Source organism: Variovorax sp. J31P179 (assembly GCF_030316985.1).
GTDB classification, from domain to species: domain Bacteria; phylum Pseudomonadota; class Gammaproteobacteria; order Burkholderiales; family Burkholderiaceae_C; genus Variovorax; species Variovorax ginsengisoli_B.
Map to the genome: position 1 here is coordinate 117,380 of NZ_JASZYL010000008.1, position 14,799 is coordinate 132,178.

The following is a 14,799-nucleotide window of genomic DNA, read 5'->3' on the forward strand; positions in this document are numbered from 1 at the left end:
CGCGGCACGGCAAAATGGCCCGATGACCGACAAGAAAACGCTGCTGCTCGTGGACGGATCGAGCTACCTCTATCGTGCCTTCCACGCGATGCCCGATCTGCGCGCCGTTCCGGGCGACAACGGCAGCCCCGCCACCGGGGCCATCCGAGGAATGATCAACATGATGCAGGCGCTGCGGCGCGAGGTGCGGGCCGACTACGCGGCCTGCGTCTTCGATGCGCCCGGAAAGACCTTCCGGGACGACTGGTATCCCGACTACAAGGCCAACCGCTCGCCGATGCCGGACGACCTGCGCAGCCAGGTCGAGCCGATCCACCGCGTGGTGCGGATGCTCGGCTGGCCGGTGCTGACGGTGCCCGAGGTCGAGGCCGACGACGTGATCGGCACGCTGGCGCGCACCGCCGCCCGCCAGGGCATCGAGGTGATCGTCTCCAGCGGCGACAAGGACCTGAGCCAGCTGGTGGACGAGCACGTCACGATCATCGACACCATGAACGGCAAGAAGCGCGACGTGGCCGGCGTGACGGCTGAATTCGGCGTGCCGCCGAACCTGATGATCGACTATCAGACGCTGGTCGGCGACAGCGTCGACAACGTGCCGGGCGTGCCGAAGGTCGGCCCCAAGACCGCCGCCAAGTGGCTGCTCGAATACGGCTCGCTCGATGCCCTGATCGCGCGCGCGGCCGAGGTCAAGGGCCAGGCCGGCGAGAACCTGCGCCAGGCCCTCGACTGGCTGCCCCAGGGCCGCCGGCTGGTCACGATCCGCACCGACTGCGAGCTCGGCGAGCATGTGGCCGGCCTGCCGGCGCTGGACGCGATCGCGATCGGCCCGCAGCAGGTCGACGCGCTCAAGGATTTCTACGAGCAGTACGGCTTCAAGAGCCTGGTGAAGTCGCTCGAGGCGCACGCCGTGCCGCCCGAACTGATCGAGGAAAACAAGAAGCGCGGCGGCCCGGAGGCAAACGGCGACCTGTTCAGCGACCCGGCCCAGGCGGCGGCCGAGAAGGTCAGCAACCTGGTCTACGACACGGTCATGACCTGGGAGGCCTTCGACGCCTGGCTGGCCAAGATCGAGGCCGCCGAGCTGGTCGCGCTCGACACCGAGACCACCTCGCTCGACGAGATGCGCGCCGAGATCGTCGGCCTGAGCTTCAGCGTCGAGCCGGGCGCGGCGGCCTACATCCCGGTGGCCCACAACTACCCCGATGCGCCGGCGCAGCTGCCGCGCGACGAGGTGCTCGCCAAGCTCAGGCCCTGGCTCGAGAACGGCGCAAAGAAAAAGCTGGGCCAGCACGTCAAGTACGACCGCCACGTGTTCGCCAACCATGGCATCGAGGTGCAGGGCTACGCCCACGACACCATGCTGCAGAGCTATGTGCTCGAAGTGCACAAGCCGCACGGCCTGGCCAGCCTGGCCGAGCGGCACCTGGGCCGCAGCGGCATCGACTACGAGGACCTGTGCGGCAAGGGCGCGCACCAGATCTCGTTCAGCCAGGTGTCGATCGACAAGGCGGCCCAATATTCGTGCGAGGACTCCGACCAGACGCTCGACGTGCACCGGGTGCTCTGGCCGAAGCTCGAGGCCGACGAGAAACTGCGCTTCGTCTACGAGCTCGAGATGGCCAGCAGCGAGACGCTCTACCGGATCGAGCGCAACGGCGTGCTGATCGACGCGCCGACCCTGGCGTCGCAGAGCAACGAACTCGGCAAGCGCATCATGGCGCTCGAGGAGGAGGCCTACGCGCTCGCGGGCCAGCCCTTCAACCTCGGGTCGCCCAAGCAGATCGGCGAGGTCTTCTTCACCAAGCTCGGGCTGCCGGTGATCAAGAAGACGCCGAGCGGCGCACCGAGCACCGACGAGGAAGTGCTCGAGAAGCTGGCCGAGGATTTCCCGCTGCCGGCGAAGATCCTCGAGCACCGCGGCTTGTCCAAGCTGAAGGGCACCTACACCGACAAGCTGGGCCTGCTGGCCAATCCGCGCAGCGGCCGCGTCCACACGCACTACGCGCAGGCGGTGGCGGTGACCGGGCGGCTGTCGAGCAACGACCCCAACCTGCAGAACATCCCGATCCGCACGCCCGAGGGCCGGCGCGTGCGCGAGGCCTTCGTGGCGCCCGCGGGCCGTGTCATCGCGAGCTCCGACTACTCGCAGATCGAGCTGCGCATCATGGCCCACATCAGCGGCGACGAATCGCTGCTGCGGGCCTTCACCGAGGGCATCGACGTCCATCGCGCAACGGCGGGCGAAGTCTTCGGCGTCCCGGTCGACCAGGTGTCGAGCGAGCAGCGCCGCTATGCGAAGGTGATCAACTTCGGCCTGATCTACGGCATGAGCAGCTTCGGGCTGGCGCGCAACCTCGGCATCGAGACCAAGGCCGCGGCCTCCTACATCGAGCGCTACTTCGCCCGCTACCCTGGTGTGAAGGTCTACATGGACGAGACCAAGGCGCTGGCCAAGGAGAAGGGCTATGTCGAGACCGTGTTCGGCCGCCGGCTCTACCTGCCCGAGATCAACTCGCCCAACGGCCCGCGCCGCGGCGGCGCCGAGCGCGCCGCGATCAATGCGCCGATGCAGGGCACGGCGGCCGACCTGATCAAGCTCAGCATGGTCAAGGTGCAGCAGGTGCTCGATGCCGAGCAGCGCGGCACGAAGATGATCATGCAGGTGCACGACGAACTGGTCTTCGAAGTGCCCGAGGAAGAGGTCGAGTGGGTCCGCACCGAAATACCGCGCCTGATGGCCGGCGTGGCCGACCTCAAGGTCCCGCTGCTGGCCGAAATCGGCTTCGGACCCAACTGGGACAAGGCACATTGAGAATCCCCAAGAGAAAAATGAACCCGATGAAACGCTCCGCTCTCGCCACCTTTGCGCTCTGCGCCGTCTGCGCCGCCTGGATGGGCAGCGCATCCGCCGCCCCCGATGCACGCATCGCCGCGCTGGCCGCCAAGGAAAAACCGGCGCTGCTGCAGACCTTGAACCAGCTGGTCTCGATCGAATCCGGCAGCCGCGACCTCGAAGGGCTCGACAAGATCGCCAACCTGATCGCGGACAAGTTCCGTGCGCTCGGCGGCCAGGTCGAACTGATCGATCCCTCGGCCGACGCCTACCGCATGGAGGACACGCCCGAGAAGATCGGCAAGGTCGTGCGCGCGACCTTCAAGGGCACCGGCAGCAAGAAGATCATGCTGATCGCGCACATGGACACGGTCTACCAGATCGGCATGCTGAACAAGCAGCCCTTCCGCATCGAAGGCGACAAGGCCTACGGTCTGGCCATCGCCGACGACAAGCAGGGCATCGCCGTGATCGCCCACACGCTGGCGCTGCTGAAGGCGATGGACTTCAAGGAGTACGGCACGCTGACCGTGCTGATCAACGGCGACGAGGAGATCAGCTCGCCCGGCGCGCGCAAGCTGATCACGCAGCTGGGTGGCGAGCACGACGTCGTGATGTCCTACGAAGGTGCCTACATCCACGGCGACAAGCTGTCGCTGGCCACCGCGGGCATCGCCTCGGTCACCCTGAACGTCACCGGCAAGGCCTCGCACGCGGGGTCGGCGCCGGAGCTGGGCGTGAATGCCCTGTACGAACTGTCGCACCAGATCCTGCAGATGCGCGACCTGTCCGACCCGGCGACCGGTCTCAAGATGAACTGGACCATCTCGCGCTCGGGCAGCAACCGCAACGTGATCCCGGCCAGCGCCACGGCGGGCGCCGACGTGCGGGTGCTCAGGGTCGCGGACTACGACCGCATCGAGCAGCAGGTGCAGGAGCGCGTGAAGAAGCAGCTCGTCCCCGAGGCCAAGGTCGAGCTGAAGTTCGAGCGCCGCCGGCCGCCGCTCGAGGCCAACGACGCCTCGCTGGCCCTGGCGCTGCATGCGCAGCAGATCTACAGGGACATGGGCCGCGAGCTGGGCGCCGACGACAAGGTCGCCGGCGGTGGCACCGATGCGGCCTTCGCGGCCTTGAAAACCAAGGCGGCGGTGGTCGAGCGCTTCGGCCTGCAGGGCTTCGGCGCGCACTCGGCCGACGCCGAGTACGTGCTGATCGATTCGATCGAGCCGCGGCTGGCGCTGTCGGCGCAGCTGATCATGGACATCTCGCGCGACAAGATCTCATCCCCCTGAGCGATTGATGCGCCTGCGCCACATCGAGGTCTTCAACGCCATCATGCTCACCGGCAGCGTGAGCGCCGCGGCGCGGCTCATCAACATCACGCAGCCGGCGGTCAGCCGCACCTTGCAGCATGCCGAGATCCAGCTCGGCTTTCCGCTGTTCCAGCGCGCCAAGGGCCGGCTCTCGGCCACCACCGAGGCGCTGGCCCTCTACCCGCACATCGAGCGCCTGTTCGCCCAGCTCGACGAGGTGCAGCGGCTGGCGGCCAACCTGCGCACGGCGAGCGATGCGGGCGAACTCCGCGTCCTGAGCGTGCTGGCCTTGAGCTACGAGGTGCTGCCGCGGGCCCTGAAGCGCTTCCGCGAGCAGCATCCGTCGATCGCGGTGACGCTCGAGTCGCTGCATTCGCCGCAGATCATGTCGGCGCTGCTGCTCCAGGAGGCCGATGTCGGCTTCGCGTTCAGCCCGGCGGTGCATCCCTCGCTGACCCAGGAGGCGCTGGCCGACAGCCGCATGGTCTGCATCGCCCCGAAGGGCATGCTGCCGCGGGCCCTGCTGCGCAACGGCTCGGTGGCCCTGCACGACCTGGTCAAGATGCCGGTGATCGGGCTCGACAGCCGCGACCCGGTGGGCACCAGCCTGAGCCAGGCCTGCCGGCAGGCCGGCGTGGGCTTCCAGCAGGCGGTGGTCACGGTGCAGACCTATCACGCGGCGCTGGCGATGGCGCACCATGGACTGGGCGTGGCGCTGGTCGACGGCTGCACCGCGAATTCGGCCGATCGCGGCAAGGTCGACGTGCTGACGCTCGAGCCGCACATCCCGGTGCCGATCCGCGCGCTGCGCTTCGCCGGCCGGCCGGATTCGGTCGCGGTGCGCAGCATCACCCGCTTCATGCGCGAGGCGATCGAGGAGATGAAGGGGCCGGGATGAGCCGTCCGCCCGACCGCCTGACGTCCTTGTTCCACAGCGGCGACGCCCTGCGCAGCCGAAGCGTGAGCGATGTCGTGCTGTGGGGCCGGCTCGACCTGCCCGTGCCGCCCGCCCGCCTGGTTGCCGATTGGGAGCGGGAGGTCGCTGCGCGCCTGGAACTCGAGCCCGGCGACGTCGAGCCCCTGCCGCTGGCGCGGGCGCGTGCCCGCTGGCCGGCCTTGCGGCACTGCGTGCAGGCGATGTCCGACTGGACGCGCACGCTCGGGCTGTCCGAGGTGCTGGCCGCCAGCGAGGTCGCCCTGATGGCCTGCCGGGGAGCGCGGTACCACCATGACGGCGAGCACTACGGCGGGGCCGCCTTCTGCAATCTCTTCGTGAGCGAGGACAAGGGCCTGGACCTGCACTTTCCGGTGGCGGGCCATCGAATCCCGCTGGCCCGCGGGACGGCGGTGGTGTTCGACACCGGCCAGCCGCATGCCGTCATCCGGCGCCAAGGCAGTGGCTTCGACCCGGCCGATTTCGCGCCCGGCCAGGACTGCACCCAGGTGTTCCTGACCTGGGAACTGCCGATCGAGGACCCGCATGTGGGACGCACACTCCGGGTGGACTTCGACACCGATCCCGCCGCCGCCCTGGGGATCGACCAGGAGCAGGTGCTGCTGAACGGTGAACGGGCCGTGGTGTGCCCCGAGTCCGGCCGCTGGCGCCGGCCGGCCTGAGCGTCCGCTCAGCGCCCTGAAATCCGCGCCCATGCCGCCCGCAGGCGTCGCGCGCGGTCTTCGAACAGGTACGAGCCCGCCAGCGTGAGCAGGCCTGAAATGAGCCCGGTCACGAGCGCCTCGGCGTAGGGGATGCCGTAGTGATTGGCATGCGAGTAGGCGTCGCCCAGCGCGGTCAGGCAGCCGACGACCAGCGCATTGCCGTACCGGTTGCCGTAGAGCCTGGCCGCCGGCGTGAAGGTCAGGAGCACGGCCAGGATGCCGGTCACCAGGCCGGTCTGCAGCGCGGTCGCCCAATGCGCCGCGCTCATCAGATTGCTCCAGCTTCCCGGCATGCAGGTCATGCAGGCGGAGGTGGGTTGCCAGAAGCGCTGGATGAACAGCCTGGCGCGGCGCTTCCAGTCGGTCGAGATCATGGCTACTCCGTCGAGGCCCGGAATGATCGCACGGAGTCGACCTCGCGGGGTCGAAGTCAGTCCAGCGCCTCCGCCACCCGCTCGGCCGAGCCGAACGCCAGCGTGAACCCCAACGCCCCGTGGCCGGTGTTGAAGAGCATGTTCGAGGGGGCGCCCGCGAGCCGCCCGACGATCGGCACGCCGGTCGGCGTGGCCGGCCGCATGCCGGTCCAGGGCTGCAGTGCTTCGAGCCGGCCGGCGCGCGGGAAAACGGCGCGCGTGGCCTCGGCCAGCGCCTCGATGCGCTGGGCCGGGATGCTGGAGTCGTGCCCGACCAGCTCGGCCATGCCGGCCACCCGCAGGCGCGATCCGATGCGCGCGAACACCACCTTTCGGACGCTGTCGGTGACGCTCACCTGCGGCGCCGCGCCCGGTGTCGGATCGACATCGACCGTGATGCTGTAGCCCTTGAGCGGATAGACCGGCAGGTAGGCGCCGAGCTGGCGCCCGAGCCGGTGCGAGGCCGTGCCCAGCGCCATCACGAAGGCATCGGCCTCGACGTCGCCGGCGGCGGTGTGCACCGCCGCCACCCGCCCGTTCCGGGCATCGAAGCCGGTGATCTCGGTGTCGAGCATGAAGCGCACGCCGCGCGCGCGCAGCGCCCGCAGGAGTTCCGTGCAGACCTTGAGGCAGTCGGCCGCACATTCGCTGGGCGTGTGGACGGCGCCGGCGATCCGCGCCCGGTAGCTGGCCAGCGCCGGCTCGATGGCGATGCACTCGTCGGCCGTGACCAGGCGCTGCTGGCTGCCCATGGTCCGCTGCAGTTCGAGCTGCCGCTGGGCGCCGGCCAGCGATGCAGCACTGGCGTAGAGCACCAGCTTGCCGGTGGCCGAGAAATCGCAGTCGGGCGCGATGTCGGCCCGCATGGCCTCGAAGGCGGCGCGGCTGCGCGCCGCGAGCGCCAGCAGGCTGGCGGTGCTCTCGTGCGAGGTGCGGGCGTTGCATGCCGCCAGGAAGGCCAGGGCCCAGCGCCATTGCAGCGGGTCGAGCTGCGGGCGCAGCTTGAGCGGCGAGGAGGGCGACAGCAGCAGCTTGGGCAACTGCTTCCAGATCGACGGGTCGGCCAGCGGCTGGACGTACGAGTAGCTCAGCTGCGCGCCATTGCCGCCGCTCGCTCCGGCGCCGGGCGCGGCACGGTCGATCACGCTGACCTGGAAACCCTGGCGGTTCAGCCGCCAGGCGGTCGCCAGGCCGACGATGCCGGCCCCGAGCACGCAGACGTGCATGACGCGTTCCTCTCTCTTGTTTCGGAAGGGTCGACTGTAGGTTCGCGCCGGCGCGCCGGGAAATGCCAAAAGCGCGGCAGCCCATAGCCAAAGCACATGGCATGCCCAGCCCATAACTTTTGGTCATGCCCCGGCGCAGAAAAGGAATTGTGAGCCGCGCAGGAATGATTCCTACACTCGCTTACCTTCAATCAGCCGAAAGGGCTCCATGAAATTCTCCGCATCGATGGCCGCGGTCCTGCTCGCCGCAGCCACCACCGGCGCCCAAGCCGCCGACACCCTGGCCAAGATCGCCGAGAGCGGCAAGATCACCCTGGCCTACCGCGAATCGTCCGTGCCCTTCAGCTACCTCGCAGGCGGCGAGAAGCCGATCGGCTTCTCGGTCGAGCTGTCGAATGCGGTGGTCGACGCGGTCAAGAAGAAGCTCAACAAGCCCAAGCTCGAGGTGGCGCTGATGCCGGTGACCTCGCAGAACCGGATTCCGCTGATCAGCAACGGCACCATCGACCTGGAGTGCGGCTCGACCACCAACAACACGGCGCGTGCCAAGGACGTCAGCTTCGCCATCAACCACTTCTACACCGGCACCCGGCTGCTGGTGAAGAAGTCTTCGAAGATCAAGAACTACGCCGACCTGGCGAAGAAGACCGTGGCCAGCACCACCGGCACCACCAACGCCCTGGTCATGCGCAAGTACAACATCGAGAAGAACCTCGACATGGACCTGGTGCTCGGCAAGGACCACGCCGACGCCTTCCTGCTGGTCGAGAGCGACCGCGCGGTCGCCTTCGCGATGGACGACATCCTGCTGTTCGGCCTGATGGCCAATGCCAAGAACCCGGCCGACTTCGAGGTCGTCGGCGACGCGCTGCAGGTCGAGCCCTATGCCTGCATGCTGCCCAAGGACGACCCGGCCTTCAAGAAGCTGGTGGACGACACCTTCATCGACCTCATGAAGAGCGGCGAGTTCGAGAAGATGTACGCCAAGTGGTTCCTGCAGCCGATCCCGCCCAAGGGCGTGCCGCTGAACCTGCCGATGAGCCCGCAGCTGCGCGAGAACATCCAGGCGCCGAACGACAAGCCCGCGACCTGAACCCGAAGGCGGCATCGCATGCTCGCGCCGCAAACGGTCGGCATCCTCGGCGGCATGGGCCCGGCGGCCGGCGCGGACTTCGTGCGCCTGTTCGTCGACGCCTGCGCCCGCCTGCTGCGCGCGCACGGCCAGGTGGTCGGCGACCAGGCCTTTCCGGAGCACTGGCTGGCCCAGGTGCCGGTGCCCGACCGCAGCGGTGCGCTCGAGTCGAGCGAGTCCGGCGCCCACCAGCCGCTGGAGCCGATGCTGCAGGCGCTGGGGCGGCTGGCCGCGCTGGGCAGCCGCGCCGTGGCCATTGCCTGCAACACGGCGCACGCCTGGCACGGGACGCTGCAGGCCCGCTTTCCGCAGGTCGAGGTGCTCCACGTGGCGCGGGAGGTGTCGGCCCACCTGGCGGCGCAGGGCGTGCGCGGCGCCGCGCTGATGGCGACCGAAGGCACCTACCGGGTCGGTCTCTACGCGCAGGCGATGGCCGACGCCGGCATCGCCTGCCACCTGCCGCGGGACGAGGAGCGCCGCCTCCTCATGCGCGGCATCTATGACGGCGTGAAGGCCGGCGACATGGCGCTGGCCCGTTCCTGCTTCAGCCGGGTGGCGCTGCAGCTGGCGCAGCGGCACGGGCCGGTCGCGATCGTGATGGGCTGCACCGAGATCCCGCTCGGGCTGCAGGAGGCGGCCGGGACCGAAGGCCTGGACTTGCTCGACCCTGCGCAGGTGCTGGCGTCGGCGCTGGCGGCGCGCGCCTATCGCGGGGTTCCGGGGCATCCCCCTTGACACGGTTGATAAGATCGAAGCGCCGAAGCCGTCCGATGGGCGGCTTTTGTTTTTGCCTCCCAAGCGCGAAGCCGCCATGAATTTGTTTGCCATCATCGCCGCGACCCTGGTCGCCGGCATCGGAAGTGTCTGGATCGCCGCGCTGCTGCTGCGTGTGGGCGTGCGCAGCGGCTCCGGCGGGGTCAATCCGCAGCACCTGCTGAGCCTGGCCGCGGGCGCCTTGCTCGCGACCGCCTTCATGCATCTGCTGCCCGAGGCCTTCGAGAGCCGGATCGAACCCGGCGTGCTGTTCGGCGTGCTGCTGTTCGGGCTGGTCTTCTTTTTCCTGCTCGACAAGGCGGAGCTGTGGCACCACGGCCACGAGCATCACCAGGGCCATGACCACGGCCACGGCCACGGCCATGCCCATGCCCATGCCCATGCCCATGCGCATGCGCCGCGCGGCGGCGGCGGCTGGGCCGTGCTCACCGGCGACAGCGTGCACTGCTTCGGCGACGGCATCCTGATCGCCTCGGCCTTCATTGCCGACCTGCGGCTGGGCATGGTGGCGGCGATCGCGGTGCTGGCGCACGAGGTGCCGCACCATATCGGCGACCTGGTGGTGCTGCGCCAGAGTTCAGCCAACCCGCGGGCGGCGTTGGTCAAGGTCTCGCTGGCCGGCACCATGACGGCGCTCGGCGGCGTGGTCGGCTGGTGGCTGGTCGACCGGCTGCACGGCTGGCTGCCGTATTTCCTGGTGCTGGCGGCCAGCAGCTTCGTGTACGTGGCCCTGGCCGACCTGATCCCGCAGCTGCAGAAACGCCTTCCCGCGCGCCAGACCGCCTTGCAGATCGTCTGGCTGGTGGCAGGCATCGTGCTGGTCACGCTGGTGAGCCGCCTGGCGCATGGCGACCACGACCATGCCCACGAGGGGGCAGGCCATGACGCCGCCCACGAAGCGGCCCACACGCATTGAATGGACACCCGCGGCGCTTTCTGACAAGCTTCTTGTCCCTTCGCCGATGAGGTGGATTCGGCTGGGGCGCGCCTACTGGAGCGCATCATGCAAAGCAGCAATCTAGGAGTCCGATCATGACCAGCGCCGACCCCCCTCTGCGGTCCGGAGAAGCCGCAGACGAACCCGAGATCGACGACACCGATGACGTCTTGCCCGAGGACGAAGAGGAATTCGATTCGGACGAAACCGGCGCCACCGACGAGCTGTCGGAAGAAACCGGCATCGACCTCACCGACGCCAGCGAACTCGACGCCGACAACGTGCCGGCCGACGAGGAATTCGACCGGGTGATCCAGGCACCGGATTGATTTCGACCCGCTTCGGGGCGAGTCGGAGGCTCAGTCCTCGAGGGTAAAGCCCACCTTCAACGTCACCTGCCAGTGGCCGACCTTGCCGTCGACCACGTGGCCGCGGGTCTCGGTGACCTGGAACCACTGGATGTTGCGCACCGATTCGCTGGCCTTCGCGATCGCGCGGCGCACTGCATCGTCGCTGCTGGTCGGGGACGAGCCGGTGAGTTCCAGAAGCTTGTAGACGTGATCGGACATGGTGGTCTCCTTTTTTCGGGACCGCCATGGTGGCACGTTCGCAGCCGTCTGTGGGGGGCTCCCTATACTTCCGGCGCATGCACCCCTCTCAAGTCGGAATCCGCCGGGCCGCTCGCCTTGTCCTCTCGTTGCTGGCCGCGGTGCTGCTGGCCGGCTGCTACGCCCCGGTGCGGTTGATGCCCACCCCGGTGAGCTTCAGCAACGGTGACATCGACCCCTTCGAGAACATCGGCGAGAAGCTCAAGACCACCGACGTGCCGGTGTTCTATGCCACCAACCGGCTGGCGCTGATCGAGCATCCCGACCCGGTCCACACCATCGTGCCGACCGACGACCTGCGCATGGGCGTGGCGCATGTGCGGGTCGGCGACGAGTCGCTCGACTGGGAGACGCTGCATCGGCTGTCGACCAGCGCCGACCCAGACGAGCGCCCGATCGTCCACCTCGAGCGGCTCGAGCAGAAGGCGGTGCTGCGCTCGAACGAGGACGTGAAGAATTCGCCCGAGGCCCAGGCCTTCTTCGCGATGATCAACAAGGCGCTGGCCGCCAGTCCCAACAGCGAGCTGCTGATCTACGTGCATGGCTCCAACAACACGGTCCCCCGTGCGGCCGCCCAGGCGGCGCAGTTTCGCCATTTCACCGGACGGCGGATGGTGGTGCTGGTCTTCATGTGGCCTTCTGCGGGATCGATCCTGCGCTACCTGACCGACGTCAACAATGCGGCCAGCACGGTCGAGCCCTTCGCGCGGATGGTCGAGCTGCTGGGCGAGAACACCACGGCGTCGAAGATCGACGTGCTGGCCTACAGCGCCGGCGCGCAGGTGCTGAGCCCGGCACTGGTGCAGCTGGGCACGCCGCGGCCCGGCGAGACGCGGGCCCAGCTGCAGCAGCGCCTGCGGCTCGGGCAGATCTACTTCGCGGCGCCGGACATCGACACCCGCCGCTTCGTCAACGAGCTGACCGGCTACATCGACATCATCGAGCGCGTGAGCATTGCCGCCAACCTCAACGACTCGGTGCTGCGCTTCGCCGCCATCGTCGGCCGCGCCTCGCGCGCGGGCCGACCCGACGTGACCGAACTCGACGAGGAGCAGACCCGCTTCCTGGTCGACGCATCGCGCAAGCTGCGCTTCGACCTGATCCGCGTCGACCCGAACGACATCCCCAACCTGCCCGAGAGTTCGCACGCCTTCTGGTACGACGACCCCTGGGTCAGCGGCGACATGGTGGCGCAGTTCCTGTTGAATGCGCCGCCGCCGCGGCGCGGGCTCGACGAGCAGCAGAGCCCCGAGGGCGCGCGCTACTGGCGCTTCCCGGCCGATTTCTACGACCGCATCTACCAGTTGTTCCGGCCTAGGGCGGCGGGTGGTTAGGGCTTCGGGCTGCCGCTGTACTTGGTGACGCTGTCGGCGGCGATCTGGTAGCCGCTCACGCCCATCATCGAGTCGTTGCGCACGGTCTGCAGCTTGCCGCTGACCCAGACCGTGTCCATGGCGCGGAACTTCGCACCCTGCTTCGGGCGCACGTGGAGGATCTGGTTGGCCGGCGGCGGCGGCGTGTGGATGCAAGCGCCGAAGTAGGGCACCAGCAGGAACTCGGTGACCTCGCCCTTGTTCTCCTCGAGCGGAACGATGAAGCCCGGGATCTTGACCTCGACGCCGTTGAGCGCCGGGTTGGTCGGTGCATTGTTCGACATCTCCTGCAGCTTCATGAGCAGCTCGTTGGCGCGCGGGTCGCTATCGTCGAGCTTGCTCAGGTCGATGCCCTTGAGCTCCTTGCCCGGGTCCCAGTCCTTGGGCACCAGCTCTTCCCAGGTGATGACGCGCGGCTGGCCCGGCACGGCCCTGGTGTCGGCGACCTTGCCGCCGAGCGGCTGGGTCGGAGAGGTGGCCTGCGGCGCGGGGCCGGCGGCGAGGGCGCTGCCGGCGATGGTGAACGAAAGCAGCGACAGAAGAAGAGGGCGCAAGTTCATGTGTCAGATCCTGGGTGAGAGTCCATCGGCAAGCGACAGCCTGTAGGCACGAATGCCCGGCAGCAAACTGGCGAGCCAGCCGGCCGCCAGCACGCTCGCGAGCAGCAGCCATTCGTTCTGCGTGGGTTCGGTCAGCCGCAGCGCGAGACCGAAATGGGACTGCAGCCAGGGCGACAGGCAGGCGACGCCGAGCACCGTCGCCACGACGCCGAGCAGCACGCCCAGCAGCGTCACCAGGGCGCCTTCGAGCGCCAGCAGCGCCAGCACGTGGCGCAGGCTGGCGCCGACCGCGCGCAGCACGGCGAGTTCACGGCGCCGTTCGTTCAGGCCGGCCATCACCACCGACACCAGCCCGGCCAGGCTCACCAGCGCGACCAGTGCCGACATCAGCAGCAGCGCGTTCTCGCCGACGCCGACCACGCGCCAGAGTTCGTCGAGTGCCACGCCCGGCAGGATCGCCATCAGCGGCTCGCCGCCATAGGTCGAGACCCAGCGCTGGACCGCGAACACGGCGGCCCGGTTCTTCAGGCCGACCAGCACCGCCGTCACGGTCTTGGGCGTGAGGTCGAACTTGCGCACCTGCTCGGCCGGGATCTTGAGGCCCGGCATCGGCGCGCCGCCGACCCATTCGAGGTGGATCGCCTCCATCGCCTCGAGCCCGATGTGGACCGTGCGGTCGACCGGCGTGCCGGTGCGCGCGAGCACGCCCACCACGGTGAAGGGCTTGTCGGCATGGTCGGAGACGTCGAGCTCGCCGCTGCCGTGCGCCAGCGTGATCTGCTGGCCGACGCGATAGCCGAGCGAATCCGCCACCTCGGCGCCGACCACGGCGTCGAACAGCTCGGCGAAGGGCTTGCCTTCGCGCAGCCGCAGCGGCTGCCGGTTGCCGTAGCGGAAGCGCTCGAAATAGGCCGGCGTGGTGGCCAGCACCGAGAAGCCGCGATGGGAGTCGCCGAGCGACACCGGCACCACCCAGGCGACGCCCGGGTGGGCGGCCAGCGCCTGCACGCTCTTCCATTGCAGGTTGTTGGTGGCGGCGCCGATGCGGAACACCGAATACAGCAGCAGCTGGGTCGAGCCGGTGCGCGCGCCGACGATCAGGTCGGTGCCCGACACGGAGGACGAGAAGTTCTCGCGAAGCTCGGTGCGGATGCGTTCGACGCCGAGCAGCAGGAAGGTCGACAGCGCGATCGACAGCACCGTGAGCGCGAGCGTGAAGCGCCGGTTCCAGGCACTGCGCCAGGCGATGCCGAACAGCGCCGTCATGCCGCCACCCCCGAGGCGGCGCGGTTGATCTCGGGCAGCAGCACGTGGCGCGAGAAGCGCGCGGCGATGCGCTGGTCGTGGCTCACGAAGACCAGCGCGCTGCGATGGGCCGCGCAGGCCGCCAGCAGCACGTCGAGGAAGGCCTCGCGGCGGTCCTCGTCGAGCGCCGAGGTGGGCTCGTCGGCGATCACGACCTCGGGATGGCCGATCAAGGCCCGGGCGGCCGCCACGCGCTGCTGCTGGCCGACCGACAGCTGCATCGCCTGGCGCTGCCAGAGGCTGCTGTCCAGGCCCATGCGGGCCAGCAGTTCGCGGGCCTGCGCCTGTGCCGAGCCGTCCTGCGAAGCCTGCGCCATGCGGCGGCCCGAGAAGCGGCAGGGCAGCAGCACGTTGTCGAGCACGCTGAGGTAAGGCAGCAGGTTGAACTGCTGGAAGATGTAGCCCACGTGCGCGACCCGGGCCCGGTCGCGCGCGGCGCCGGAGAGCGCGGCCCAGTCGTGGCCCAGCAGGCGGACCTGGCCGGCGTCGGCGATCAGCACGCCGGCCAGCAGCGACAGCAGCGTGCTCTTGCCGCAGCCGCTCGGCCCGTGCAGGAACACGGCCTCGCCGGCATCGACCTCGAAGCGCTCGATGTCGATGCAGGGGCGGTCGGCGCCTGGCCAGGCGAAGCGCAGCGCGGCGGCCGAAAGGACAAGGCTCACG

15 protein-coding genes are annotated in these 14,799 nt (G+C 68.9%); 9 read left to right on the top strand and 6 right to left on the bottom strand.

Going from position 1 to position 14,799, the window contains the following annotated elements:
* Nucleotides 1-22: 22 nt before the first annotated feature.
* Genes polA through QTI17_RS21505 form a run of 4 tightly spaced genes read left to right on the top strand, consistent with a single transcriptional unit; the run spans nt 23 to nt 5,766 of the window.
* Nucleotides 23-2,815, top strand: a complete 2,793-nt coding sequence (gene polA / locus QTI17_RS21490; protein WP_286535494.1) for a DNA polymerase I — start codon at nt 23-25, stop codon at nt 2,813-2,815.
* Between the two features lie 17 nt (nt 2,816-2,832).
* Nucleotides 2,833-4,128 (top strand): M20/M25/M40 family metallo-hydrolase, encoded by a 1,296-nt coding sequence (locus QTI17_RS21495; protein ID WP_503011089.1) that lies wholly within the window; start codon nt 2,833-2,835, stop codon nt 4,126-4,128.
* 7 nt (nt 4,129-4,135) lie between these two features.
* A complete protein-coding gene (locus tag QTI17_RS21500; protein ID WP_286535497.1) occupies nt 4,136-5,047 on the top strand; it encodes a LysR family transcriptional regulator in 912 nt (303 codons plus the stop codon).
* Nucleotides 5,044-5,766, top strand: coding sequence for a hypothetical protein (locus tag QTI17_RS21505; RefSeq protein WP_286535498.1), 723 nt, complete (start codon nt 5,044-5,046; stop codon nt 5,764-5,766). The genes QTI17_RS21500 and QTI17_RS21505 overlap by 4 nt, the downstream gene beginning before the upstream one ends.
* A gap of 8 nt (nt 5,767-5,774) precedes the next feature.
* On the opposite strand, the gene QTI17_RS21510 is transcribed toward QTI17_RS21505, so the two are convergent.
* Together QTI17_RS21510 and QTI17_RS21515 are read right to left on the bottom strand one after the other, a co-directional pair.
* Nucleotides 5,775-6,179, bottom strand: a complete 405-nt coding sequence (locus tag QTI17_RS21510; protein WP_286535704.1) for a hypothetical protein — start codon at nt 6,177-6,179, stop codon at nt 5,775-5,777.
* Nucleotides 6,180-6,238: 59 nt separating this feature from the next.
* The gene (locus tag QTI17_RS21515; RefSeq protein ID WP_286535500.1) at nt 6,239-7,447 is read right to left on the bottom strand and encodes a D-amino acid dehydrogenase; all 1,209 of its coding nucleotides are present in this window, start codon (nt 7,445-7,447) and stop codon (nt 6,239-6,241) included.
* A gap of 208 nt (nt 7,448-7,655) precedes the next feature.
* Between QTI17_RS21515 and QTI17_RS21520 the strand changes: the two genes are divergently transcribed.
* The 4 genes from QTI17_RS21520 to QTI17_RS21535 all read left to right on the top strand — a co-directional run bounded on the left by QTI17_RS21520 (nt 7,656) and on the right by QTI17_RS21535 (nt 10,619).
* Nucleotides 7,656-8,540 carry a transporter substrate-binding domain-containing protein gene (locus QTI17_RS21520; protein WP_286535501.1) on the top strand — a complete coding sequence of 295 codons (885 nt, stop codon included), beginning with the start codon at nt 7,656-7,658 and terminating at the stop codon, nt 8,538-8,540.
* An 18-nt stretch (nt 8,541-8,558) separates the two neighbouring features.
* A complete protein-coding gene (locus QTI17_RS21525; protein ID WP_286535502.1) occupies nt 8,559-9,314 on the top strand; it encodes an aspartate/glutamate racemase family protein in 756 nt (251 codons plus the stop codon).
* Nucleotides 9,315-9,390: 76 nt separating this feature from the next.
* The gene (locus tag QTI17_RS21530; RefSeq protein ID WP_286535504.1) at nt 9,391-10,269 is read left to right on the top strand and encodes a ZIP family metal transporter; all 879 of its coding nucleotides are present in this window, start codon (nt 9,391-9,393) and stop codon (nt 10,267-10,269) included.
* Nucleotides 10,270-10,385: 116 nt separating this feature from the next.
* Nucleotides 10,386-10,619: a hypothetical protein gene (locus QTI17_RS21535; protein WP_286526398.1), complete on the top strand. Its 234-nt coding sequence runs from the start codon at nt 10,386-10,388 to the stop codon at nt 10,617-10,619.
* A gap of 30 nt (nt 10,620-10,649) precedes the next feature.
* Here the strand turns inward: QTI17_RS21535 and QTI17_RS21540 are convergent, their stop codons facing one another.
* A complete protein-coding gene (locus tag QTI17_RS21540) occupies nt 10,650-10,859 on the bottom strand; it encodes a dodecin (protein WP_286369278.1) in 210 nt (69 codons plus the stop codon).
* Nucleotides 10,860-10,936: 77 nt separating this feature from the next.
* Here QTI17_RS21540 and QTI17_RS21545 point away from each other — a divergent pair, with 77 nt between their 5' ends.
* The gene (locus QTI17_RS21545; protein ID WP_286535505.1) at nt 10,937-12,232 is read left to right on the top strand and encodes an alpha/beta hydrolase; all 1,296 of its coding nucleotides are present in this window, start codon (nt 10,937-10,939) and stop codon (nt 12,230-12,232) included.
* Here the strand turns inward: QTI17_RS21545 and QTI17_RS21550 are convergent.
* Genes QTI17_RS21550 through QTI17_RS21560 form a run of 3 tightly spaced genes read right to left on the bottom strand, consistent with a single transcriptional unit; the run spans nt 12,229 to nt 14,798 of the window.
* Nucleotides 12,229-12,831 carry a DUF3299 domain-containing protein gene (locus QTI17_RS21550; protein ID WP_286535506.1) on the bottom strand — a complete coding sequence of 201 codons (603 nt, stop codon included), beginning with the start codon at nt 12,829-12,831 and terminating at the stop codon, nt 12,229-12,231. The genes QTI17_RS21545 and QTI17_RS21550 overlap by 4 nt on opposite strands.
* A 3-nt stretch (nt 12,832-12,834) precedes the next feature.
* On the bottom strand, nt 12,835-14,097 hold the full coding sequence (locus QTI17_RS21555; RefSeq protein ID WP_286535509.1) for an ABC transporter permease: 1,263 nt from the start codon (nt 14,095-14,097) through the stop codon (nt 12,835-12,837).
* Nucleotides 14,094-14,798, bottom strand: a complete 705-nt coding sequence (locus QTI17_RS21560) for an ABC transporter ATP-binding protein (RefSeq protein ID WP_286535510.1) — start codon at nt 14,796-14,798, stop codon at nt 14,094-14,096. Before QTI17_RS21560 ends, QTI17_RS21555 begins: the two co-directional genes overlap by 4 nt.
* Nucleotide 14,799: the final 1 nt, after the last annotated feature.

Excerpts from the sequence above, each read along its gene's own strand:
- QTI17_RS21540 (WP_286369278.1), bottom strand. The coding sequence starts at position 10,859 with ATGTCCGATCACGTCTACAAGCTTCTGGAACTCACCGGCTCGTCCCCG.
- QTI17_RS21500 (WP_286535497.1), top strand. The coding sequence starts at position 4,136 with ATGCGCCTGCGCCACATCGAGGTCTTCAACGCCATCATGCTCACCGGC.
- QTI17_RS21515 (WP_286535500.1), bottom strand. The coding sequence starts at position 7,447 with ATGCACGTCTGCGTGCTCGGGGCCGGCATCGTCGGCCTGGCGACCGCC.
- QTI17_RS21555 (WP_286535509.1), bottom strand. The coding sequence starts at position 14,097 with ATGACGGCGCTGTTCGGCATCGCCTGGCGCAGTGCCTGGAACCGGCGC.
- QTI17_RS21530 (WP_286535504.1), top strand. The coding sequence starts at position 9,391 with ATGAATTTGTTTGCCATCATCGCCGCGACCCTGGTCGCCGGCATCGGA.
- QTI17_RS21535 (WP_286526398.1), top strand. The coding sequence starts at position 10,386 with ATGACCAGCGCCGACCCCCCTCTGCGGTCCGGAGAAGCCGCAGACGAA.
- QTI17_RS21520 (WP_286535501.1), top strand. The coding sequence starts at position 7,656 with ATGAAATTCTCCGCATCGATGGCCGCGGTCCTGCTCGCCGCAGCCACC.
- QTI17_RS21545 (WP_286535505.1), top strand. The coding sequence starts at position 10,937 with ATGCACCCCTCTCAAGTCGGAATCCGCCGGGCCGCTCGCCTTGTCCTC.
- QTI17_RS21525 (WP_286535502.1), top strand. The coding sequence starts at position 8,559 with ATGCTCGCGCCGCAAACGGTCGGCATCCTCGGCGGCATGGGCCCGGCG.
- polA (WP_286535494.1), top strand. The coding sequence starts at position 23 with ATGACCGACAAGAAAACGCTGCTGCTCGTGGACGGATCGAGCTACCTC.
- QTI17_RS21495 (WP_503011089.1), top strand. The coding sequence starts at position 2,833 with ATGAACCCGATGAAACGCTCCGCTCTCGCCACCTTTGCGCTCTGCGCC.
- QTI17_RS21550 (WP_286535506.1), bottom strand. The coding sequence starts at position 12,831 with ATGAACTTGCGCCCTCTTCTTCTGTCGCTGCTTTCGTTCACCATCGCC.
- QTI17_RS21505 (WP_286535498.1), top strand. The coding sequence starts at position 5,044 with ATGAGCCGTCCGCCCGACCGCCTGACGTCCTTGTTCCACAGCGGCGAC.